The 23667-nt window shown below is 65.3% G+C and carries 22 protein-coding genes; 13 read left to right on the forward strand and 9 right to left on the reverse strand.

What is annotated here, in order from left to right; translation table 11 throughout:
* Window positions 1-14: 14 nt before the first annotated feature.
* The 9 genes from rng to upp form a co-directional block, all read right to left on the reverse strand.
* On the reverse strand, window positions 15-1484 hold the full coding sequence (gene rng / locus AB6809_RS16785) for a ribonuclease G (RefSeq protein ID WP_029969842.1): 1470 nt from the start codon (window positions 1482-1484) through the stop codon (window positions 15-17).
* Between the two features lie 9 nt (window positions 1485-1493).
* Window positions 1494-2123, reverse strand: a complete 630-nt coding sequence (locus tag AB6809_RS16790; protein WP_029969840.1) for a nucleoside triphosphate pyrophosphatase — start codon at window positions 2121-2123, stop codon at window positions 1494-1496.
* A gap of 190 nt (window positions 2124-2313) precedes the next feature.
* Window positions 2314-2784, reverse strand: a complete 471-nt coding sequence (gene rlmH / locus AB6809_RS16795) for a 23S rRNA (pseudouridine(1915)-N(3))-methyltransferase RlmH (RefSeq protein WP_006048255.1) — start codon at window positions 2782-2784, stop codon at window positions 2314-2316.
* Between the two features lie 67 nt (window positions 2785-2851).
* Entirely contained in the window at window positions 2852-3307 is a 456-nt protein-coding gene (rsfS, locus tag AB6809_RS16800; RefSeq protein WP_006048254.1) for a ribosome silencing factor, read from the reverse strand.
* A 4-nt stretch (window positions 3308-3311) separates the two neighbouring features.
* A complete protein-coding gene (locus AB6809_RS16805) occupies window positions 3312-4028 on the reverse strand; it encodes a nicotinate-nucleotide adenylyltransferase (protein ID WP_371026885.1) in 717 nt (238 codons plus the stop codon).
* 70 nt (window positions 4029-4098) lie between these two features.
* Complete coding sequence (hemF, locus tag AB6809_RS16810) at window positions 4099-5022, reverse strand: oxygen-dependent coproporphyrinogen oxidase (RefSeq protein ID WP_006048252.1); 924 nt, start codon at window positions 5020-5022, stop codon at window positions 4099-4101.
* Between the two features lie 194 nt (window positions 5023-5216).
* Window positions 5217-6515 (reverse strand): phosphoribosylamine--glycine ligase, encoded by a 1299-nt coding sequence (gene purD / locus AB6809_RS16815; protein ID WP_029969835.1) that lies wholly within the window; start codon window positions 6513-6515, stop codon window positions 5217-5219.
* 237 nt (window positions 6516-6752) lie between these two features.
* Entirely contained in the window at window positions 6753-7481 is a 729-nt protein-coding gene (locus AB6809_RS16820) for a YebC/PmpR family DNA-binding transcriptional regulator (protein WP_027776629.1), read from the reverse strand.
* Window positions 7482-7817: 336 nt separating this feature from the next.
* Window positions 7818-8468, reverse strand: a complete 651-nt coding sequence (gene upp, locus AB6809_RS16825) for a uracil phosphoribosyltransferase (protein WP_006048249.1) — start codon at window positions 8466-8468, stop codon at window positions 7818-7820.
* Window positions 8469-8715: 247 nt separating this feature from the next.
* On the opposite strand from upp, the gene AB6809_RS16830 reads away from it, so the two are divergent.
* From AB6809_RS16830 to AB6809_RS16890, 13 genes are all read left to right on the forward strand, one after another.
* Window positions 8716-9495, forward strand: a complete 780-nt coding sequence (locus tag AB6809_RS16830) for an SDR family oxidoreductase (protein WP_006048248.1) — start codon at window positions 8716-8718, stop codon at window positions 9493-9495.
* 111 nt (window positions 9496-9606) lie between these two features.
* Window positions 9607-9996 (forward strand): methylglyoxal synthase, encoded by a 390-nt coding sequence (locus tag AB6809_RS16835; protein WP_006048247.1) that lies wholly within the window; start codon window positions 9607-9609, stop codon window positions 9994-9996.
* Between the two features lie 101 nt (window positions 9997-10097).
* On the forward strand, window positions 10098-11072 hold the full coding sequence (locus AB6809_RS16840; protein WP_029969831.1) for a quinone oxidoreductase: 975 nt from the start codon (window positions 10098-10100) through the stop codon (window positions 11070-11072).
* 187 nt (window positions 11073-11259) lie between these two features.
* Complete coding sequence (locus AB6809_RS16845) at window positions 11260-11370, forward strand: hypothetical protein (RefSeq protein ID WP_006048245.1); 111 nt, start codon at window positions 11260-11262, stop codon at window positions 11368-11370.
* On the forward strand, window positions 11367-11459 hold the full coding sequence (gene kdpF / locus AB6809_RS16850) for a K(+)-transporting ATPase subunit F (protein ID WP_006048244.1): 93 nt from the start codon (window positions 11367-11369) through the stop codon (window positions 11457-11459). Before AB6809_RS16845 ends, kdpF begins: the two co-directional genes overlap by 4 nt.
* Window positions 11456-13261 carry a potassium-transporting ATPase subunit KdpA gene (kdpA, locus tag AB6809_RS16855; protein ID WP_029969829.1) on the forward strand — a complete coding sequence of 602 codons (1806 nt, stop codon included), beginning with the start codon at window positions 11456-11458 and terminating at the stop codon, window positions 13259-13261. Before kdpF ends, kdpA begins: the two co-directional genes overlap by 4 nt.
* A gap of 35 nt (window positions 13262-13296) precedes the next feature.
* Window positions 13297-15420, forward strand: coding sequence for a potassium-transporting ATPase subunit KdpB (gene kdpB / locus AB6809_RS16860; RefSeq protein ID WP_029969828.1), 2124 nt, complete (start codon window positions 13297-13299; stop codon window positions 15418-15420).
* A 28-nt stretch (window positions 15421-15448) separates the two neighbouring features.
* Entirely contained in the window at window positions 15449-16027 is a 579-nt protein-coding gene (gene kdpC / locus AB6809_RS16865) for a potassium-transporting ATPase subunit KdpC (RefSeq protein ID WP_029969826.1), read from the forward strand.
* A gap of 144 nt (window positions 16028-16171) precedes the next feature.
* Entirely contained in the window at window positions 16172-19060 is a 2889-nt protein-coding gene (locus AB6809_RS16870; RefSeq protein WP_371026880.1) for a DUF4118 domain-containing protein, read from the forward strand.
* On the forward strand, window positions 19053-19751 hold the full coding sequence (gene kdpE, locus AB6809_RS16875; protein WP_029969824.1) for a two-component system response regulator KdpE: 699 nt from the start codon (window positions 19053-19055) through the stop codon (window positions 19749-19751). The genes AB6809_RS16870 and kdpE overlap by 8 nt, the downstream gene beginning before the upstream one ends.
* Before the next feature lie 123 nt (window positions 19752-19874).
* Complete coding sequence (sugE, locus tag AB6809_RS16880) at window positions 19875-20195, forward strand: quaternary ammonium compound efflux SMR transporter SugE (protein ID WP_006048237.1); 321 nt, start codon at window positions 19875-19877, stop codon at window positions 20193-20195.
* 266 nt (window positions 20196-20461) lie between these two features.
* Window positions 20462-21073 carry a DUF4126 domain-containing protein gene (locus AB6809_RS16885; RefSeq protein WP_006048236.1) on the forward strand — a complete coding sequence of 204 codons (612 nt, stop codon included), beginning with the start codon at window positions 20462-20464 and terminating at the stop codon, window positions 21071-21073.
* Complete coding sequence (locus AB6809_RS16890) at window positions 21070-23652, forward strand: FtsX-like permease family protein (RefSeq protein WP_029969822.1); 2583 nt, start codon at window positions 21070-21072, stop codon at window positions 23650-23652. The genes AB6809_RS16885 and AB6809_RS16890 overlap by 4 nt, the downstream gene beginning before the upstream one ends.
* Window positions 23653-23667 lie beyond the last annotated feature (15 nt).

Genomic DNA, 23667 nt, shown 5'->3' on the forward strand with positions numbered 1-23667 from the left:
GGCCGTAGGTGGAGCTACATCAGCACGATATCGTACTGCTCCTGACTCAGATTCGACTCCACCTGTAACGACACCGGCTTGCCGATAAAGTCGATCAGCATCGCCAGATGCTGCGACTCTTCCTCGAGGAAAAGATCGATCACCTGCTGCGACGCCACCACGCGAAACTCGCGCGGATTGAACTGCCGCGACTCGCGCAAAATCTCGCGCAGCACGTCGTAGCAGACCGTGCGCGGCGTCTTCACCTGGCCCTTGCCCTGGCAAACGGGGCAGGGTTCGCACAGCACATGCGCGAGCGACTCGCGTGTGCGCTTGCGCGTCATCTCGACAAGCCCGAGTTGCGAAAAACCGTTCACCGTCACGCGCGTACGGTCGCGCGACAACGCTCGCTTCAGCTCGCTCAGCACCTGGTCGCGATGCTCGACGTTTTCCATGTCGATGAAGTCGATGATGATCACGCCGCCCAGATTGCGCAGCCGCAATTGGCGCGCAATGGTATGCGCCGCTTCGAGGTTGGTCTTGAAGATCGTGTCGTCGAAATTGCGCGCGCCGACGTAGCCGCCCGTATTCACGTCGATGGTGGTCATCGCCTCGGTCTGGTCGATCACCAGGTAGCCGCCCGACTTCAGGTCGACACGGCGCGATAGCGCGCGCTGAATTTCCGCCTCGATGTTGTACAGATCGAAGAGCGGCCGCTCTCCCGTGTAGTGGTGCAGTTTCGAGGACACGGCAGGCGTGAATTCGGCAGCGAAATCGGCCAGCATCTGATACGTCTCGCGCGAATCCACCTGGATGCGCGACGTCTCGTCGTTGACGAAATCGCGCAGCACCCGCTGCGCGAGATTCAGATCCTGATAGAGCAAACTGGTCGGCGGCATGCGCTGACCTTGCGACAGAATCGTCGCCCATGTCTTGCGCAGATACGCGACGTCTGCGGCAAGCTCTTCGCTCGTCGCATCTTCGGCAATGGTGCGAACGATGTAGCCGCCTTTCTCATCGGCGGGCAGCACGGCGGTCAAACGCGCGCGCACCGCTTCGCGCTCGGCTTCGCTCTCGATCTTCTGCGAAATGCCGATATGCGGTTCCTGCGGCAGATACACGAGCGTGCGGCCGGCAATGCTCACTTGCGTGGAAAGCCGCGCGCCCTTCGTGCCGATCGGGTCCTTCACCACCTGGACCATCAGCGTCTGACCTTCGAACACGATCTTTTCGATCGGCTGATGCGGCGTTTGATGTTGCGGCTCACCGGCAATGCGCGGATGCCATATATCCGCGACATGCAAAAACGCGGCACGTTCGAGACCGATGTCGATAAACGCCGATTGCATGCCCGGCAACACGCGCACGACCTTGCCGAGATAGACGTTGCCGACGCGGCCCCGCGACAGCGTTCGTTCGACGTGAAGTTCCTGGACGGCGCCTTGCTGGACGAGCGCGACGCGCGTTTCCTGCGGCGTGACATTAATCAGGATTTCTTCATTCATGGTGTTGTTCTAGAAGTCGATGCGCGCTGCACGCAGAAGGGCAGCGGTTTCAAAAAGCGGCAAACCCATGATACCTGAATAGGACCCGTCGATATGCTCGATAAACTCCGCGGCGCGCCCTTGCACGCCATAGGCGCCCGCCTTGCCGAGCGGTTCGCCGCTCGCCACGTAGCGGCGAATCGCGTCCGCGTGCAGCGCAGCAAAGCGCACCTTCGACACAGACAGCGCGGCCGGCAACAACTCGCCCTGTGCATCGACGACGGCAACCGCGGTCAGCACTTCGTGATCGCGGCCCGCGAGGCGCGTGAGCATCGCGGCGGCGTCGTCGGCGTCGAGCGGTTTGCCGAGAATCGCGTCGTCGATGGTGACCGTTGTATCCGCAACCAGAATCGGTCGCGCGGCATGAGCGCCGGCTACGAGACGCGCATGCGCGGCGCGCGCTTTAGCCACGCACACGCGCTGCACATAGTCGCGCGCACGCTCACCTGGCAGTTCGGCTTCGAGCGCTTCGGCATCTTCGTCGGGGCGCGGCAGCAGCAACTCGAAGCGCACGCCGATCTGTTGCAACAACTCCTGACGGCGCGGACTCTGCGACGCGAGATAGACGAAAGGATGCAGCGAGGCAGCGGACGTTGGCATAACGAGTCTCGTTGGAACGGATTAGCGGTAGCGCGATGATGTCGGGCGCGAAGTGCGGACAGGCGTTATCGCGCTGCGCTCGCGTGCAAAGGCGCGGGGACGGACGCCATTGAAGCAATGCGTCGCGTGCGCCGAGTGGTGATGCAATACGATGCGGCGCGGGACGTGGCGCGTCACCGTCCGCGTCTGCTCACACGCGATGATAGGGGTGATTTTGCGTGATGGTCCACGCGCGGTAAAGCTGTTCGGCGAGCAGCACGCGCACCATCGCGTGAGGCAACGTGAGGCTCGACACGCGCAGCAGCAGGTCGGCGCGCGCCTTCAGTTCGGGGTCGAGTCCGTCAGCGCCGCCGATCAGAAACGCGACGTCGCGGCCGTCCTGCTGCCAGCCGGGCAGGGCGCCCGCAAGCTGCATGGTGGTCCAGTCCTTGCCGCGTTCGTCGAGCGCGACAATGCGCGCGTTCTTCGGCAGCGCGGCTTCGATCTTCACGCGCTCGGCGGCCATCACGCTTTCGGCCGAGCGCGCGGACGAACGCTGCTCCGGCTTGATCTCGCGCAGTTCGATGCGCAGCTCGGGCGGCATGCGTTTCGCGTATTCGTCGAAGCCCGTCGCGATCCAGTCCGGCATCTTGTGGCCGACGGCGAGAATGTGCAGTTTCATCGAGCTTTAGAGCGCTGCTCGCGGACGTCTACAGTGAACGGATCGAAGAGAACCGGGCAAAGCCCGCTCACTTGCGTCGCGTGGCGGTCTTGCGCGCGGGCTTTTTGACGGCCGGCGCTTCGTCGTCCTCGTCTTCTTCGTCGGGCTCGCTCGAACGCGCGCCGCCGAACGGATCAGGCGTCGACAGCTTCAGACGCACCGGCTTGTCGCCCCAGATTTCCTCGAGGTTGTAGTACTGGCGCAGCGCCGGTTGCAGGATGTGGACGATCGCGTCGCCGCAATCCACCAGCACCCATTCGCCGATGTCCTCGCCCTCGGTGCTGATGATGTCGCCGCCGGCTTCCTTCACGCCTTCGCGCACGCTCGAGGCGAGCGCCTTGGTTTGCCGGTTCGACGTGCCGCTCGCGACGATCACGCGATCGAACAGCGCGGTCAGGTGGCTGGTGTTGAACACCTTGATGTCTTGCGCCTTGACGTCTTCGAGAGCGTCGACGATCACGCGTTGCAGTTTGCGAATATCCATGAGGTTACCAGTGGTACAGATGATGTTGAAGAATGTAGTCCCACACCGCGGTGGGGACGTGGCTTGCGGCCTCGCCGTGCTGTTCGCCGCCTACATGGGCAAGCCGCTGGCTCACCTGTTCGCGCAGATGCGCGCGAATGTCGGTGGCCGAAACGTTGAACGCGAGCGTCGTGTCGATCAGCAAGTGGCCGCAAGGCGTGGCTTGCAAGACCTCGGCGCCGGCGCGGCGCGCGTCGATTTCCTGCGCGACGGCGGGCGGAATCGACGCGAGATCGAATCCGGGCCGCGTGGCCGCGCAGATGTGCGCGAAGTCGAACAGGCGCCGCCAGTCGCGCCATGTGTCGAGCTTCACCAGTTGATCCGCGCCGATCAGCAACGCAATGGACGTCTCGTTGCCTTCGCGTTCGCGCCAGTGTTGCAGCGTGTCGACGGTGTACGTCGGGCCTTCGTGCTCGATTTCGTCGCTGGCGACTCGCACCTCGACGCCCGGCAACTTCAGTTCGCTTGCCGCCGCGCGCGTCATTGCAAGCCGATGCACGGCCGGCGACACGTCCGCTTTCTGCCACGGCTGGCCGGCCGGCAGCAGCACGAGCTCGGTCAGACGCAGCACGTGGGCGAAACGCCGCGCGAGCGCGAGGTGGCCGTCGTGGATCGGGTCGAAGGTGCCGCCGAGCAGACCGATCCGGCGAGGCAGCGCAACGGGATGAGCGTTCGGCTTCAGGTAAAGATCCTTTGTCGTGGCCAGGTGGCGGGCAGTGCGGGCTTCCGGAATTGCGGGGCGCTCACAGCACTCAAACCCACTCGCGCGGCACGAGAAAATCGCTATAAAGGCGCGCTTCCGGCGTGCCCGGCTCGGGCTGCCAGTTGTAGCGCCAGTTCGCCACAGGCGGCATCGACATCAGAATCGATTCGGTGCGTCCGCCGCTCTGCAGCCCAAACAGTGTGCCACGGTCGAAGACCAGATTGAACTCGACGTAGCGTCCGCGCCGGTAAGCCTGGAAATCGCGCTCGGCCTGGCCGTACGGAATGTTGCGGCGCTTTTCGATGATCGGCAGGTACGCTTTGAGGAATCCCTCGCCCACGCTTCTCATCATCGCGAACGATTGATCGAAGCCCGGCGCCGAGTAATCGTCGAAAAAAATCCCGCCGATGCCGCGCGGCTCGTTCCTGTGCTTGAGGAAGAAATACTCGTCGCACCAGCGCTTGAAACTCGGATAGAGGTCGGCGCCATAAGGCTCGAGCGCATCGCGGCACACGCGATGAAAATGCCGCGCGTCTTCTTCGTAACCGTAGTACGGCGTCAGGTCCATGCCGCCGCCGAACCAGAACACCGGCTCTTCGCCGGGCTTGGTCGCGATCAGCAGGCGCACGTTCATATGCACGGTCGGGCAGTGCGGATTGTGCGGATGCAGCACGAGCGACACGCCCATTGCCTCGAAGCCGCGCCCGGCCAGTTGAGGACGCGCCGCGCTCGCGGAGCCCGGCAACGCGTCGCCGGCGACGTCCGAAAAGCCGATGCCCGCGCGCTCGAAGAAGTCGCCGCCTTCGAGAATCCGCGTGCAGCCGCCGCCGCGCAGCTTTTCGCCGGGCGTGCGCTGCCATGCGTCGGTGGCGAAGGGCTTGCCGTCGAAGGCGCCCAGGGTGTCCGCAATCTGCGTTTGCAGGCCTTGCAGCCAGGTGCGCACGGCTTGTGCGTCGTAGCTCGAATCGGTCATCAATGCAGGTGCTGAAGGCGGCACGCCGGTGCCGCGGGTTCGTCGTGAAGCGCCGCGCTGGGTGGGGCGGAGGTTGCCGCAAAGGTGCGGCCGTTCAGTGCGGATTGCCGCCGCGCGGCAACGAGCCGCCGCCAACCCGCAGTGTAGCGCCGTTGGCGCGGCACACGGGCAGGGCGGCATGGCGGACTGGCGCTTCAGTGCTTGCCTTCGGTCCTGGCGTCGTGCTTGCGGTTCAATGCGCGATAGCCGATGTCGCGCCGGTACTGCATGCCGTCGAACGAAATCTGGTTGATCGTTTCGTACGCGACCGACTGCGCGCTGCGCACCGAATCGGCCAGACCCACCACACACAGCACACGGCCGCCCGACGTGACCAGCTTGCCGTCCGCGTAAGTCGTGCCCGCATGGAACGTGACCGAATCCGCCGTTTCCGCCGGAATGTCGTTGATGCGGTCGCCCTTGCGCGGCGTGTCCGGATAGTTGTACGCGGCGAGCACCACGCCGAGCGCGGTGCGGCGGTCCCACTCCAGTTCGACCGTATCGAGCGTGCCGGCAATCGCCTGCTCGACCACCTTCGAATAGTCGCCCTTCAGACGCGCCATGATCGGCTGCGTTTCCGGGTCGCCCATGCGGCAGTTGAACTCGAGCGTCTTCGGATTGCCTTGCGCGTCGATCATCAGACCGGCGTACAGGAAACCCGTGTAGCGGATGCCTTCCTTCTCCATGCCGCGCACTGTCGGCAGGATGATTTCGCGCATCACGCGCGCGTGCAGTTGCGGCGTGACGATAGGCGCGGGCGAGTACGCGCCCATGCCGCCGGTGTTCGGGCCCTGATCGCCGTCGAGCAAACGCTTGTGGTCCTGGCTCGACGCGAGCGGCAGCACATGCTTGCCGTCGACCATCACGATGAAGCTCGCTTCCTCGCCCGCCAGAAACTCTTCGATCACGACGCGCGCGCCGGCGTCGCCGAGCTTGTTGTCCGACAGCATCATGTCGACGGCGGCGTGCGCTTCTTCCAGCGTCTGCGCGACGACCACGCCCTTGCCGGCAGCCAGGCCGTCGGCCTTGATGACGATGGGCGCGCCCTTCGCAGCGAGATACGCGTGCGCGGCGGCGACATCCGCGAACGTTTCGTACTCGGCCGTCGGAATCGCGTGGCGTTTCATGAACGCCTTCGCGAAGTCTTTCGAGCTTTCGAGCTGCGCCGCTTCCTTCGTCGGTCCGAAAATCTTCAGACCGCGCGAGCGGAACAGATTGACGATGCCCGCGGCGAGCGGCGCTTCCGGCCCGACCAGCGTGAAGGCGATCTGTTCCTTCTCGACGAAATCGGCGAGCGCAGCCGGCTCGGTGATGTCGACGTTGCGCAGGCGCTCGTCCTGCGCGGTGCCGCCGTTGCCAGGAGCCACGTAGACGAGCTGGACCCGCGGCGATTGCGCGAGCTTCCATGCGAGCGCATGTTCGCGACCGCCGGAACCGACGACGAGTAACTTCATGTGAATCCCCGAGACTTAAAAACCAAAAACGGCGGCCGCCCTGTGCGGCGGCGAGCCGTGCAATAACAGTGAGTTCCGCCATGTTCGCAGCCGGTTGTGGCGGCGCAACGCATGGCGAACCCGGACGAGGGCAGCGCGACAGGACGCCTCAGCGCCGTCCCGGCCAGGCCCGTTCAGCAGCAACGTTGAAACCGGCCGGCGGCATGCGCACAAAGGCGGCTTGCCCGGCCAGCGGCTTCATTCGTCGGCGATCGCGGCGTTTGTATAGACTTCCTGCACGTCGTCCAGATTTTCCAGCGCGTCGAGCAGCTTCTGCATTTTCACGGCGTCGTCGCCGGTGAACTCGACTTCCGTCTGAGGTTTCATCGTGACCTCGGCCACTTCGGCCTTGAAGCCCGCGGCTTCGAGCGCGGTCTTCACCTTCGGGAAATCGTTCGGCGGGCAGAGCACTTCGATGCTGCCGTCCTCGTTCGTCACCACGTCGTCGGCGCCGGCTTCGAGCGCCGCTTCCATCAGCTTGTCTTCGGGCGTGCCCGGCGCAAACAGGAACTGGCCGACGTGGTCGAACATGAACGACACCGAGCCGTCAGTGCCCATGTTGCCGCCGTTCTTCGAGAACGCGTGACGCACTTCCGCGACCGTGCGCGTGCGGTTGTCGGTCATGGTGTCGACGATCACCGCCGCACCGCCGATGCCGTAGCCTTCGTAGCGGATTTCTTCGTAGTTCGCACCGTCGACGCCGCCCACGCCGCGCTGGATCGCGCGGTTGACGTTGTCTTTCGGCATGTTGGCGTCGTACGCCTTTTCGACGGCGAGCCGCAGACGCGGATTCGAGTCGATGTCGCCGCCGCCCATGCGTGCCGCGACCTGAATTTCCTTGATGAGCCGCGTCCAGACCTTGCCGCGCTTGGCATCGGCCGCTGCTTTCTTATGCTTGATGTTGGCCCATTTCGAATGACCCGCCATACCTTTCTCCGTCGCGCGCGCCAGCGGGGCGCGCAGTGTGCAATTGTCGTTGCGATTTTTCAGGCGCTCGTCAAGGCGCCTCGATGTCAAATTCGTGCCGGCCGTTCTGCCCGGCTGCGCGCCGCCGGTTTTGGCTGATTGCCTGCGCTGCATGGCGCACCGGAACGCCCGCCGCGCCTCGCGCTGCGCGCGAGGCCGCGCTTCGAGTGGATTCGAATTTTATCACGCCGCGGGGGTGCGGCAGCGGCGGGCGTGGCCTGAGATTGCCCGACATTGCACGGAAACTATGCGTGCGCGGCGCGAACCAGGCGCCGCACACCGGCTTTTCGACAACGCTCAGTTCTTCGTGCCGAACAGCCGGTCGCCCGCGTCGCCCAAGCCCGGCACGATGTACGCGTGCTCGTTCAGATGCGAATCGAGCGACGCGACGAAGAGCTTCACGTCGGGATGCGCGTCCTGGAACACCTGCACGCCCTCGGGCGCGGCGACAAGCGCGAGGAACAGGATGTTCTCGCCGGCCACGTTGCGGCGCTTGAGCACGTCGACCGCATGCACGGCCGAGTAGCCGGTCGCGACCATCGGATCGCACAGAATGAACACGCGGTCTTCGAGATCAGGCAGGCGCACCAGGTATTCGACCGGCCGATGGTCCTCGGCCCGATACACGCCGATGTGGCCCACACGCGCCGACGGCACCAGTTCGAGCAAACCGTCCGACATGCCGATGCCCGCGCGCAGCACCGGCACGATCGCGAGCTTCTTGCCGGCGATCACCGGCGCGTCGATCTCGACGAGCGGCGTGTTCAGGCGGCGCGTGGTCATCGGCAGATTGCGGGTGATTTCGTAGCCCATCAGGAGCGTGATCTCGCGCAGCAGCTCGCGGAACGTGCGCGTGGACGTGTCCCGGTCGCGCATGTGCGACAGCTTGTGCTGGATCAGCGGGTGATCGAGGATGAAAAGATTGGGGAAACGGCTGTCCTGAGTCATGGCGGGGGCACACGCGGCGGGTAAGAGATCGATTCGAGGCCGATTCGGAGATCGGTTCGGCGCTTCGCCCGGCCGGCGAACACAACGTGCGACGACCGGCGAACGCGCCACGGCGCAAGTTTACCGAAAGAGTGCCACCCGAAGATACCGAAGATTGCAGCGGGCCGGCGCAGCCTGGCACCGATTCTTCTAGAATCGGGGGAAACTTTGCAACCATCGGCAAGACGCCAGCGAGGAGAACGCACACATGGACATGGGAATCGCAGGACGCACGGCGCTGGTTTGCGCGGCGAGCAAGGGCCTGGGGCGCGGCTGCGCGGAAGCGCTCGCCGCCGAAGGCGTCAACCTGACGATCGTCGCGCGCACCGCCGAGACGCTCGAGGCGACGGCCGACGAGATTCGCCGGCAAAGCGGCGTGCAGGTGAACACGGTCGCGTGCGACATCACCACGCCCGAGGGCCGGGCCGCGGCGCTCGCCGCCTGTCCGCAGCCGGACATTCTGGTCAACAATGCGGGCGGCCCGCCGCCGGGCGACTTCCGCAACTTCACGCACGACGACTGGATTCGCGCGCTCGAAAGCAACATGCTGACGCCGATCGAACTGATCCGCGCGACCATCGACTCGATGAGCGCGCGCGGCTTCGGGCGCATCGTCAACATCACGAGTTCGGCGGTGAAGGCGCCTATCGACGTGCTGGGCCTCTCCAACGGCGCGCGTTCGGGCCTGACCGGTTTCGTCGCGGGCCTCGCGCGCAAGATGGCGCCGACCGGCGTCACGATCAACAACCTGCTGCCGGGCATGTTCGACACGGATCGCATCGCCGTCACGATGGCGGCGACCGCAAAATCGCAAAACATTTCCGTCGATCAGGCGCGCGAGCAGCGCATGAAAGCGATTCCCGCGGGCCGCTTCGGCACGCGCGACGAGTTCGGCCGCGCCTGCGCGTTTCTGTGCAGCGTGCATGCGGGCTACATCACGGGGCAGAACTGGCTGATCGACGGCGGCGCGTATCCGGGCACTTTCTAGACGCGTGCAGTCGTCTTCTTCGCAGCGCCTGCCCGACAAGCAGCCCAGCAGTCAGCAATTCCAGCAGCATCACAACAACGACAATCACAACGGTTTCAGGAGTCTTACGACATGACCACCCGCATTGCGCTGATCGCGCACGATCACAAGAAGGACGACATCGTCGCGCTGGCCGGCGAATACGTCGACACGCTGCGGCGCTGCGACATCATCGCGACCGGCACGACGGGCGGACGCATCAGCGACGCGCATGGGCTGCAGGTCGAGCGCATGCTGTCGGGCCCGCACGGCGGCGACCTGCAGATCGGCGCGCAACTCGCGGAAGGGCGCGTGGACATGGTGATCTTTCTGCGCGATCCGATGACGCCGCAACCGCACGAGCCGGACATCAACGCGCTCGTGCGGGCGTGCGACGTGCACAACATTCCGTGCGCGACGAACATTTCGACGGCGCGCATGGTGCTCGACGCGCTCACGCTGCGTATCACGCAGCAGGTTTGACGCCGCACGCGCGCGGCTGATCGGCAAACACTCATTGGCAACATTCAACGGCAACATTCAACGGCAGCATAAATAGCCGGCATTCCATCAAGGAGACGTGAATGGTCAAGGCAATCCGATTCGATCAAACCGGCGGTCCCGAGGTCATGAAATGGGTCGACGTCGAAGTGGGCGACCCCGGCCCCGGCGAGATTCGCATTCGTCAAACGGCGGTCGGGCTCAACTATATCGACGTGTACTTCCGCACCGGCCTGTATCCGCTGCCGTTGCCGGGCGGCCTCGGCATGGAAGCCGCCGGCGAAGTGATCGCGCTCGGCTCGGGCGTGAGCGATCTGAAAACGGGCGACCGCGTCGCGTATGTGGCGAGGCCGCCCGGCGCGTATGCGCAGGAGCGCGTGCTGCCGGCGGCGCAGGTCATCAAACTGCCGGATGCGGTCAGCGACGAACAGGCCGCCTCGGTGATGCTGCAAGGTCTCACCGCGCAGTATCTGCTGCGCCGCACGTATCGGGTGAAGGCCGGCGACACGATCCTGATCCAGGCCGCGGCGGGCGGCGTCGGCCTGCTGGTGTGCCAGTGGGCGAAGGCGCTCGGCGCGACTGTGATCGGCACGGTCGGCTCGGACGAAAAAGCGGAGATCGCGAGAGCGCACGGCTGTGACCACGCGATTGTCTATACGCGCGAAAACTTCACGAAGCGCGTGCGCGAGATCACCAACGGCGCGGGCGTGCCGGTGGTGTACGACTCCATCGGTAAAGATACGTTTGCCGGCTCGCTCGATTGCCTCGCGCCGCTCGGCATGTTCGTGAGCTTCGGCAATGCGTCGGGGCCGTTGCCGCCGATCGACTCGTCGGAATTCGCCGGACGCGGCTCGCTGTTCTTCACGCGCCCGACGTTGTTCACGTATATGGGCAAACGCAGCGACTACGAAGCGATGGCCGCCGAACTCTTCGACGTGCTGGTTTCCGGCAAGGTGAAGACGAACATCAACCAGCGCTACGCGCTTGCCGACGTCGGTCAGGCGCATGCGGACCTCGAGGCGCGCAAGACCACGGGTTCGACGATACTGCTGCCGTAGTTTTAGTTTTCCCGAAGTTTCGCGTTTCACAGGAAGGGCCGCTCCATCTCGCGATGGAGCGGCCCTTTTGCATTGCGAGTCTCTCCGTTTACGCGATTTTTATACGGCCTGTACAAGCTTTGATCGGGCCTTTACGCGCGCGCGCCTATCGTTGCGGCTATCCAAAGTCCGTCAATGGAGAACAACAATGGATGTGCTGTACGTCGGAGCCATCGCGCTCTTTGCCGCGCTGACCTTTGCATTGATCGCCGGTTGCGAGAAGCTGCTGCTCTCCCGCAGACAGGGAGCGCGCTCATGAACTGGATGCTGTGGATGTCGGGTGCGGCGACCGCGCTGCTGTTCGCGTACCTGGTCTATGCGCTGTTGCGCGCGGAGGACATCGAATGAATTCGAACAATGTCCTGCAAGCCGGGCTCTTTATCGTCGTGCTGCTCGCTGCGGCCGTGCCGCTGTCGCGCTATCTCTGCGGCGTGATGGACGGGAGTTCGCGCGTGCTGCGCGTCGGCGGACCGATCGAGCGCCTGTTGTATCGCGCGGCCGGCGTCGATCCGTCGAGCGAAATGAGCTGGAAGCATTACGCGGTCGCGGTGATCGCGTTCAACGCGCTGGGCGTCGTGTTTCTCTATGCGCTGTTGCGCGTGCAGGGCTGGCTGCCCGGCAATCCGCAGCAGCTTGGCGCGATGACCGTCGACGGTGCGTTCAATACGGCGGTCAGTTTCGTGACCAACACGAACTGGCAGGACTACACGCCGGAGCAGACAGTCGGTTATCTCACGCAGATGCTCGGCCTGACCGTGCAGAACTTCTTGTCGGCGGCGACCGGCATCGTGGTGGTGATCGCGCTGATTCGCGGCTTCGCGCGCCATACCGCGCAAACCATCGGCAACTTCTGGGTCGACCTGACGCGCGTGACGCTTTACGTGCTGCTGCCGATGTCGGTCGTGTTTGCAGCGCTGCTGATGAGCCAGGGCGTGATCCAGAACTTCAAGGCCTACGAAGACATCCCCACGTTGCAGACGACGACTTACGCCGCGCCGAAACTCGATGCACAAGGCAATCCGTTGAAGGATGCCAAGGGCAATGCGCTGACGGTCGACACGCCGGTTAAAACGCAGACCATCGCGATGGGCCCGGTTGCGTCGCAGGAAGCGATCAAGATGATCGGCACGAATGGCGGCGGTTTCTTCAACGGCAATTCGGCGCATCCGTATGAAAACCCGACGCCGTTATCGAACTTCCTGCAAATCTTCGCCATCCTGATCATTCCATCGGCGCTCGCTTTGGTGTTCGGCCGCATGATCGCGGATCGCAAGCAGGGCGTCGCGGTGCTGGCCGCGATGACGATTGCATTCGGCGTCTGCGTGTTCGGTGAAATCGGCGCCGAACAGAGCGGCAATCCGGCGTTTGCCGCGTTGCACGTCGATCAGTCGGCGAACGCGATGCAGTCGGGCGGCAACGCCGAGGGCAAGGAAACGCGCTTCGGCATCGCGCAATCCGGCATCTTCACGATTGCGACGACGGCGGCTTCGTGCGGCGCAGTCGCGAATACGCACGACTCGTTGACGCCGATCGGCGGCCTCTATCCGCTGCTGTTGATGCAGCTTGGCGAGGTCATCTTCGGCGGTGTGGGCTCGGGTCTTTACGGCATGCTCGTGTTCGCGCTGCTCGCGGTGTTCGTCGCGGGTTTGATGATCGGCCGCACGCCCGAGTATGTCGGCAAGAAGATCGAAGCGTATGAGATGAAGATGGTCTCCATCGTCGTGCTGCTGACGCCGTTGCTCGTGCTGGTGGGCACGTCGATCGCGGTGCTGAGCGACGCGGGCAAGGCCGGTATCGCCAATCCGGGCCCGCATGGCTTCTCCGAAATCCTCTACGCGTTCAGCTCGGCGGCGAACAACAACGGCAGCGCGTTCGCGGGCCTCACGGTGGGCACGCCGTTCTACAACTGGCTGACCGCCATCGCGATGTGGTTCGGCCGCTTCGGCACGATCGTTCCGGTGCTCGCGATTGCCGGCTCGCTCGCCGCAAAGAAGCGCATCGGCGTGACGGGCGGCACATTGCCGACGCATGGGCCGCTTTTCGTCGTGCTGTTGCTCGGCACGGTGCTGCTGGTTGGCGCGCTGACGTACGTGCCCGCGCTTGCGCTCGGGCCCGGCGTCGAACATCTGATGATGATGGGCGCGCATTGACGCGGCCATGAGTCAACGCGACATTCGAGGATTCAATGACTGAACACAATGCAACGATGTCCATGTTCGACCCGGCGCTGCTGCGCCCGGCGATCGCGGATTCATTCAGGAAGCTCACGCCGCGCACGCAATTCCGCAACCCGGTGATGTTCTGCGTGTACGTGGGCAGTATTCTGACGACGGTTCTCTGGCTCGCCGCGCTCGCCGGCCAGGCCGAGGCGCCCGCGGGTTTCATTCTCGCGGTCACGCTGTGGCTGTGGTTCACGGTGCTGTTCGCGAACTTCGCCGAAGCCCTCGCGGAAGGCCGCTCGAAAGCGCAGGCCGCGTCGCTTCGCAGCGCGAAGAAAGACGTGATGGCGAAAAAGCTCAACGAGCCGCATCCGAAGTCGCCGATCCGCATTGTCACGGCCTCGGACTTGCGCCGCGGCGACGTGGTGCTGATCGAAACCGGCGACGTGATTCCCGCCGACGGCGAAGTGGTCGACGGCGTCGCATCCGTCGACGAATCGGCGATTACGGGCGAATCCGCGCCCGTGATTCGCGAGTCGGGCGGCGACTTTTCGTCGGTGACGGGCGGCACGCGCGTGCTGTCCGACTGGATCGTCGTGCGCGTCACGGCGAATCCCGGCGAGGCGTTTCTCGACCGCATGATCGCAATGGTCGAAGGCGCGAAGCGTCAGAAGACGCCGAACGAAATCGCGCTGACCATCCTGCTGGTCGCGCTGACGATCGTGATGCTGCTCGCAACCGCGACGCTGTTGCCGTTCTCGATGTTCTCCGTGGAAGCCGCGCATCTGACCAATTCGGCGGGCCACGTGGTGACGATTACCGCATTGGTCGCGCTGCTCGTGTGCCTGATTCCGACCACCATCGGCGGATTGTTGTCGGCCATCGGCGTGGCCGGCATGAGCCGCATGATGCAGGCGAACGTGATCGCGACCTCGGGCCGCGCGGTCGAAGCGGCCGGCGACGTCGACGTGCTGCTGCTCGACAAGACCGGCACGATCACGCTCGGCAACCGTCAGGCGTCGCTCTTTATTCCTGCGCCGGGTTTGACCGAAGAAGCGCTCGCGGACGCGGCGCAGCTTTCGTCGCTGGCCGACGAAACGCCTGAAGGCCGCAGCATCGTCGTGCTGGCGAAGCAGCGCTTCAATATCCGGCAGCGCGATATGGCCTCGCTGCACGCGGAGTTTCTCGCGTTCACCGCGCAAACACGGATGAGCGGCGTCGATCTTGCACCAAAAGGCACGTCTGCCGATGCGTCTCGCCGCGAGATTCGCAAGGGCGCCGCGGACGCGGTCAAGCATTACGTCGAAGCCAACGGTGGCCGTTTCCCGAACGAAGTGAGTCAGGCGGTGGCCGAGGTCGCGCGGCGCGGCAGCACGCCGCTTGTCGTCGCTGAGAAAAGCGAGCAGGGCGCGCGCGTGCTCGGCGTGATCGAGTTGAAGGACGTGGTCAAAGGCGGCATCAAGGAGCGCTTTGCCGAGCTGCGCAAGATGGGCATCAAGACCGTGATGGTGACGGGCGACAACCGGCTGACGGCTGCGGCGATTGCGGCGGAAGCCGGCGTCGACGATTTCCTCGCGGAAGCCACGCCCGAGGCGAAGCTCGCGACGATTCGCGCGCACCAGGCCGAAGGCCGGCTCGTGGCGATGACCGGCGACGGCACCAACGACGCCCCTGCGCTCGCGCAGGCCGACGTCGCCGTCGCAATGAACACCGGCACGCAGGCCGCGAAAGAAGCGGGCAACATGGTCGACCTCGATTCGAATCCGACCAAGCTGATCGAGATTGTCGAGATCGGCAAGCAGATGCTGATGACGCGCGGCTCGCTCACCACGTTCTCGATTGCGAACGATCTCGCGAAGTACTTCGCGATCATTCCGGCCGCGTTCGCGACCACCTACCCGGCGCTCAATGCGCTGAACGTCATGCATCTCGCGACACCCGCGTCCGCGATCATGTCGGCGGTGATTTTCAATGCGCTGATCATCGTGCTGCTGATTCCGCTCGCGTTAAAGGGCGTGCGCTATCGCGCGCTCGGCGCGGCCGTTCTGTTGCGACGCAATCTGCTCGTGTACGGACTCGGCGGAATCGTGGTGCCGTTCATCGGCATCAAGTTGATCGATATGGTGCTGGCCGCATTCGGCTGGGTTTGAAGCGGCTTGTCTTGAAGGAGTGATCGTCATGAAGAATTTGTTGCGTCCGTTGCTCGTTATCTTTGCGGTGCTGAGCGCCGTGACCGGTCTCGCTTATCCGGCGGTGATGACCGCAGTGGGTCAAACGCTCTTTCGCGACCAGGCGAACGGCAGTCTGATCGAGCGCGACGGCAAGGTGGTCGGTTCGAAGCTGATCGGTCAGCAGTTCGACGCGCCGCAGTACTTCTGGGGACGGCTGTCGGCGACGAGCCCGATGCCGTATAACGCGCAGGGTTCGGGCGGCTCGAATCTCGGGCCGACGAATCCGGCGTTGCTCGATGAAGTGAAAGGCCGCATCGACGCGTTGAAGGCAGCGGGCACCGACATGTCGGCACCTGTGCCGGTCGATCTCGTGACATCGTCGGGAAGCGGACTCGATCCTGAGATCAGCCCGGCGGCTGCCGCGTATCAGATCGGACGCGTCGCGAAAGCGCGCGGACTTGCGCCGAACGAAGTAGAGGCGCTGGTCGACCGTTATACGAGCGGGCGGCAATTGGGCATGCTCGGCGAGCGGCGCGTGAACGTGCTGCAACTGAATCTTGCGCTGGATGAGATGAAGCGCGGCTGAGCGCGTCGCTGACGCACAATGCCGGCGATTGCACGCGGCTTCGGCCACAAGCCCATTTGCATCTGATTTGCGGCCGGGCCGCCGCCGTGCCACCATTGCACGCACCGCCGCGCGCCCACCATCAAAACATCAAAGCATTCACGCATGAACCGCCCCGATCCTGACGAACTGCTCGACAAGCTGCAGCGCGACGAACAAAAGCGTCAGCGCGGCAAGCTGAAGATTTTCTTCGGCGCATCGGCGGGCGTCGGCAAGACGTATGCGATGTTGCAGGCGGCGCGTCGCCGTCGCGACGAAGGTGCGGACGTGGTCGTCGGCATCGCCGAAACGCATGGGCGTGGCGAAACGGCGGCGCTGCTCGAAGGTCTCGACGTGCTGCCGCTCGCGCACATCGAGTATCGCGGCCGCAAGCTCGGCGAGTTCGACCTCGACGCGGCGCTGGCCCGCAAGCCGCAACTGATACTCGTCGACGAACTCGCGCATTCGAATGTGCAAGGCGCGCGGCATCTGAAGCGCTGGCAGGACGTGTATGAACTGCTCGACGCCGGCATTGATGTGTACACGACCGTCAACGTTCAGCACCTCGAAAGTCTGAACGACGTGGTGGGGCAGATCACCGGCATTCGCGTGTGGGAGACGGTGCCCGACCGCGTGTTCGATCGCGCCGACGAAGTCACGCTGGTCGATCTGCCCGCCGAGGAATTGCTCGATCGCATGCGCGACGGCAAGGTGTATCTCGCGCAGCAGGCCGAGCGCGCGGTGCGCAACTTCTTTCGCAAAGGCAATCTGATCGCGCTGCGCGAGCTTGCCTTGCGACGTACGGCCGATCGCGTCGACGCGCAAATGCGTGAATATCGCGCGGACCGTTCAATCGAGCGAATCTGGCAGGCGCGTGAGCGCTTGCTGGTGTGCGTCGGCCCCGGTCCCGAAGCGCCGATGCTGGTGCGCGCGGCGGCGCGTCTTGCCGCGAGCCTCAAGGCCGACTGGATCGCCGTGTATGTCGAAACGCCCGCGCTGCAGCGTTTGCCCGACGCGCGCCGCGAACGCACGCTCAACGCATTGAAGCTCGCCGCGGAACTCGGCGCGGAAACGGCGACGCTCGCGGGCGCGGACGCCGTGGCCGCGCTGACCGGTTATGCGCAGGCGCGCAATGTGTCGAAGCTGGTGGCGGGCGCATCGGCACGCACCGGCATCCGGCGCTGGCTGCGCCGGCCGCTTGGTGAGCGTCTCGCCGAACACGGCGGTCATGCGGACGTCACGCTGATTCGCGCTTCGTCCGATAGCGGCGGCGACCACGAGCGCCGCCTGTTGAGCACGACGACCAACGCATGGCGCGACGCGTTGAGCGCCGCGCGCGAGCGCCGCTCGCCGCCGCGTGCATACGGTTGGGCGCTCGCGATCTGCGCGGGCATCACCGCGGTGGCGAGCCAACTGAACGAGCGCATCGATCTGACGAACCTCGTCATGCTGTATCTGCTCGGCGTGATTTTCGCGGCGGTGAAACTCGGGCGCGGGCCCGGCGTGCTGCTGTCGTTCATGAGCGTCGCCGCGTTCGACTTTTTCTTCGTGCCGCCGCGCCTGTCGTTGTCGGTGTCGGATACGCAATATCTGCTGACGTTCTTCGGCATGTTGCTGACTTCGCTCGTGATCAGCCATCTCACGTCGAGCTTGCGGCGCGAAGCGCGGATCGCGCGGCGTCGCGAGCAGCGCACCGGCGCGATGTACGCGATGGCGCGCGAACTCGCGGCAGCGCTGACTACCGAGCAGATCGTCGGCATCGGCAGCCGTCACGTGAGCGAAGTGTTCGGCGCGCGCGTCGCGATCCTGTTGCCGGACAGCGCGGACCGCGTGAAGCAGAAGATCGAAGACCCCGACGCGGCCATCACGCTCGAAGGCGAACTGCTCGATACCGACGTCGGCCAGTGGGTCTACGATCACGAGAAGCCGGCCGGCCACGGCACCGACACCCTGCCGGCCGCAGCCGCGCTGTATCTGCCGCTGAAGGCGCCGATGCGCACGCGCGGCGTGCTCGCGGCCGTGCTGCGCGACGAGCGCGAGTTGAACGCGCCCGAGCAGCAGCGCATGCTCGACGCGTTCGCCGCGCAAATCGCGCTCGCGCTCGAGCGCGTGCATTACGTGGACATCGCACGCGACGCGCTCGTCAATATGGAATCCGAACGTTTGCGAAACTCGTTGCTGTCCGCGATTTCGCACGATTTGCGTACGCCGCTCACGACCATCGTCGGCTTTTCGTCGATGCTGGCGCAATCGCGCGAACACGCGGCCGACGCGCGGCGCGACGACGAGCTCGTGGACGCGATCCATGAAGAAGCGCTGCGCATGACCGGCATCGTGACCAATCTGCTCGACATGGCGCGCCTGCAGGCGGGCAGTCTGCAATTGAACCGGCAATGGACGCTGCTCGAGGAAACCGTGGGCGCCGCGCTACGTGCGTGCAAGCGCGTGCTGAGCGGGCATCCGGTGCGGGTCGAACTCGCCGCGGATTTGCCGCTGCTGCAGCTCGACGCCGTGCTGATGGAGCGGCTCTTCTCGAACCTCTTCGAGAACGCGGCGAAATACACGTCGACGGGCACGCCGTTGACGATCGGCGCGCAGCGTTTCGACGCGGACGGCAAGTCGTTCGTGCGCGTGACCATCGACGATAATGGGCCGGGGCTGCCCGCCGGGATGGAAACTCGCGTGTTCGAGAAGTTCACGCGCGGCGAGAAGGAATCGGCGAAGCCGGGCATCGGGCTCGGTCTCGCGATTTGCCGCGCGATTGTCGAAGCGCATGGCGGCAGCATCGGCGCGGTGAATCGCATGTCGGCGGGAACGGACGAGGCGGCGGGCAGCCGCGTCGAAGGCGCGCGTTTCTGGTTTACGCTGCCGGTTGAAACGCCGCCGGACGTGCCCGACCTGCCCGAAGCCGCCGACGCGCCAGATGCGCCCGACGCACTGCAAGACCAATCCGCCGAAGACCGATCCGCCGACAACATGAACCCGAACCCGCTTGCCAAACCGACCCATGAGTGACCCGAGCATCACCGTCGTTCTGATCGAAGACGAAAAGCAGATCCGCCGTTTCGTGCGGACGGCGCTCGAAGACGAGGGCATCGTCGTGCATGACGCCGAGACCGGCAAGCAGGGTCTCGTGGAGGCCGCGACGCGCAAGCCCGACCTCGTGATCGTCGATCTCGGCCTGCCCGATACCGACGGCCTCGACGTGATCCGCGAATTGCGCGGCTGGAGCGAACTGCCGGTGATCGTGCTGTCGGCGCGCACGCAGGAAAGCGAGAAAGTCGCGGCGCTCGATGCCGGCGCCGACGATTACCTGACCAAGCCGTTCGGCGTCTCGGAACTGCTCGCGCGGATTCGCGCGCACCTTCGGCGGCGCAATCAGGGCGGCGCGAACGAATCGCCGCAAGTGCGCTTCGGCGCGGTGAGCGTGGACCTCGCGTTGCGCCAGGTCACGCGCGACGGCGCGGCGGTCCATCTGACGCCGATCGAATACCGGCTGCTCGCGACGCTCGTGCGCCACGCCGGCCGCGTGCTGACGCACCGGCAACTGCTGCGCGACGTGTGGGGGCCGTCGCACGTCGAGAGTTATCACTATCTGCGCATTTATATGGCGCATCTGCGCGGCAAGCTCGAGCGCGATCCGGCGCAGCCCGAGCATATCGTCACGGAGACGGGCGTCGGCTATCGGCTGGTCGGCGTCGTGTGAGCAGAGCGGCGACTTGCGGCCGCGCAGCAAGATGGTGCAGGCGTCGTTATAATTACGGACCGTAAGGACGACCTTACGCCATTTACAAACGGGGACGGCCCCATCTGATCATGGAGCTGTTTCATGTCCTGGATTCTTCTGTTCATCGCCGGTCTGCTCGAAGTCGCGTGGGCGGCCGGTCTCAAGAGTTCCGACGGTTTTACCCGGCTGTGGCCTTCTGTCTTCACCATCGTCACGGCGCTCGGCAGCTTTATCCTGCTTGCGATGGCGATGCGGCAGTTGCCGCTCGGCACGGCCTACGCGGTCTGGACCGGCATCGGCGCCGTCGGCGCCTTCGTTTTCGGCATCGTGATGATGGGTGAAGCGCTGACGGCCGCGCGCGTGGCGAGCGCGGCGCTGATCGTCGTCGGGCTGATCGGGCTCAAGCTCTCGTCCGGGCATTAAGCGCGCGGCATCAGCACGCGCATCGGCATACTCACGCGCCGGTCGCTACCGGCGCGGCCTTTGCCTCTGCTGCATAGTCCGCCAATTTGCAAGCCACTCTGCGTTCTGCGAATTAACGTGGCTATAATGAGATGGAAACCAATCTGAAATTGCCCGCGGCCTGCCCGGCGCGGCCGGCTTGGCGCGGGTCTGACGACTTCGGTGCGGCGGCTCATCCCTGATTGCCCCCGAAGCGCCCGGCACGCACAGCGCGCCTGGAGGCGGCCATGCTTGAATCACTTTCGCTTGCTGCGGGGCTCTCATGGGGCAGCGGCCTGCGCCTCTATCTGACGGTCCTGCTGGCCGGCGTGTTCGAGCGCCTCGGTCTGATTCATCTTCCCGATACGTTGTCCGCGCTGTCCTCGCCGTGGGTGATCGGCGTGGCGGGCGTGCTGACCGTCACCGAATTTCTCGCCGACAAGATTCCCGCGTTCGATTCGCTATGGGACGCGATTCACACCTTCATCCGCATTCCGGCCGGCGCCGTGCTCGCAGCCGGCGCGTTGGGCCATGCCGATCCGGCGCTGCTGACGGTCGCCGCGCTCGCGGGCGGCACACTGGCGGGCACCGCGCATCTGACGAAAGCGGGCACGCGCGCGCTCATCAATCTGTCGCCGGAACCGGTGTCGAACGTCGTCACGTCGACGGCTGAAGACGGTTTCGTGTTCGGCGGCATTCTGCTCGCGCTGTTCGTGCCGCTGCTGTTTCTGGTGCTGATCGTGGGCTTTCTGGTGCTCGCCGGCTGGGTCTTGCCGCGTCTGTGGCGCGGCGTGCAGGGCGGCTTTCGCGGCATGGCGACGCATATGGTGTCGCGCCTTGCGAGGAGCAGGCACGATTGAGCGATACAGCCGGACGTTCCACGGCGCGGGTCGCCGTCCCCGCGGCGCGCCGCTTTAGCGTCGGCGATCTGCTGCGCCAGGCGCTGCGCATGACGGCGCGCGACTGGCGCGCCGGCGAACTCACGATGCTGCTGCTCGCGCTCGTGCTCGCCGTGGCGGCGCTCGCGAGCGTCGGCTTTCTCGCCGACCGCTTGCATCAGGGCCTGGAGCGCGACGCGAGACGCATGATCGCCGCCGACTTCATCGTGCGCGCCGATCATCCGGTCGATCCGCAGTTCGCGCGCGAGGCCGCGGCGCTCGGCCTGAACACCGCCACCACGGCGATTTTCCCCAGCATGATCAACTCGAGCGGCGCGCAGCCGGTGTCGCGGCTTGCCGCGATCAAGGCGGTGTCGCCGGGTTATCCGTTGCGCGGCGCGCTGCGCATCGCGCCCGGGCCGGGCGCTCCGGATCGAGCCGCGCAATCCATTCCGCCGCTTGGCACCGTCTGGGTCGATCAGCAATTGCTCGACGCGCTGAAGGTGCGCGTTGGCGACACTGTGAAGGTCGGCAACCGCAGCTTCACGATCGGCGCGATGATCACGCGCGAACTCGACCGCGGCTTCTCGTTCGTCAATTTTTCGCCGCGCCTGATGATGCGCGCCGATGACGTGCAGTCCACCGGCCTGATCACGTTCGGCAGCCGCGTGACGTACCGGCTGCTGGTGGCCGGTGCGGATCCATCGGTCGCACGTTTCGCGCAGTTTGCGCACGGCAGGGTGGACGGCGGCAAGATGCGCGGCGTCGCGCTCGAATCGTTGCAGGACGGCCAGCCGCAAGTGCGTCAGACGCTCGATCGCGCCGGTCATTTCCTCACGCTCGTGTCGCTGTTGACCGCGCTGCTCGCGGCCGTGGCGATTGCGATGGCCGCGCATCGGTACATGCGCCGGCATCTGGACGGCTGTGCGGCGATGCGCTGTCTCGGCGTCAGTCAGTCCACACTGCGGGCGCTGTTTACGCTGGAATTCGTCGGTGTCGGCGTGGCGGGCGGCGCGCTCGGCGTGGCGCTCGGCTTTCTCGGCCATCTCGCGTTGCTGACGTCGCTCGGCAGTCTGATCGACGTCGAATTGCCGTACCCGACGGCATGGCCCGCGCTCCAGGGCATTGCGGCCGGTCTCGTGCTGCTGCTCGGTTTCGCGCTGCCGCCGCTGCTGCCGCTGACGCGCGTGCCGCCGGTGCGCGTGCTGCGCCGCGAGTGGGGCGAAGCGGGGCGCACCGCGTGGGCCGCGTACGCGCTCGGCATCGTGTTGTTCGCGGCGCTGCTGATCGTCGCGGCGGGCGAGCTGAAGCTCGGCGGCATCGTCGCGGGCGGGTTCGCGGGCGGGCTGCTGGTGTTTGCGTGCATCGCGCGGCTCGCGTTGTGGGCGGCGGCGCGCGCGGTGCGCAGCGAGCGCGTGAATGCGGGAATCGGCTGGCGTTACGCGCTGGCGTCGCTGGAGCGGCGCAGCGGCGCGAGCGCGTTGCAGATCACGGCGCTCGGCATCGGCCTGATGTGCCTGCTGCTGATCGCGATGACGCGCAACGACCTCGTGGCCGGCTGGCGCAAATCGACGCCGCCCGATGCGCCGAACGAATTCATCATCGACATTCAGCCGGATCAGCGCGAAGCCGTCACGCATTATCTCGACACGCACGGCGTGCCCGGCACCGTGCTCTCGCCGATGGTGCGCGGCCGGCTGACCGCGATCAACGGCAAGCCGGTCAACCCGGATTCGTTCAAGGGCGACGACGCGCGACGGCTCGTCGATCGCGAATTCAATCTGTCGTACACGACGCAGTTGCCGGACGACAATCGCATTTCCGCCGGCACCTGGTATGGCGACACGAAGGCTCCGCAGATTTCGATCGAAGAGGGGCTCGCCAAGCTTATCAACGTGAAGCCCGGCGATGTGCTGCGTTTCGACGTGACCGGCTTGCAGATCGACGCACCGGTCACGAGCGTGCGCAAGCTCGACTGGGGTTCGTTCAAGGTCAACTTCTTCGTGCTGATGCCGCCCGCCGCGTTGCAGGATTTCCCGGCTACGTTCATCACCAGTTTCCATTTGCCCCCGGAAAAACGCGCGACTATCGACGGTCTGATCGCCGCCTATCCGAACCTGACGGCCATCGACACCGGTCCGATTCTCGCGCAGGTGCAGCGCGTGCTGCAGCAGGTGATCGGCGCGGTGCAGTTCCTGTTCGCGTTCACGCTCGCCGCGGGCGTGCTGGTGCTGTACGCCGCGCTCGCCGGCACGCGCGACGAGCGTATGCGAGAATCCGCGCTGCTGCGGGCGCTGGGCGCGTCGCATCGCCAGGTGCGCGCGGTGCAGATCGCGGAGTTCGTCGCGGTCGGCGCGCTTGCCGGCCTGATGGCCGCGATCGGCGCGCAGGTGATCGGCTGGATTCTGGCCACGCGCGTGTTCCAGTTCTACCTGGATTTCAACCCGTGGCTGCTGCCGGCGGGAATCGCGGCCGGCATCGCCTGTGCGGCGGTCGGCGGCTGGCTGAGCTTGCGGCATGTGTTGTCGCGTCCCGCGTTGCAATCGCTGCGGGACGCCTGATTATTTTCCGTTGAT

The sequence above is a fragment of the Paraburkholderia sp. RCC_158 genome (genome assembly GCF_041355255.1).
Taxonomy (GTDB): domain Bacteria; phylum Pseudomonadota; class Gammaproteobacteria; order Burkholderiales; family Burkholderiaceae; genus Paraburkholderia; species Paraburkholderia graminis.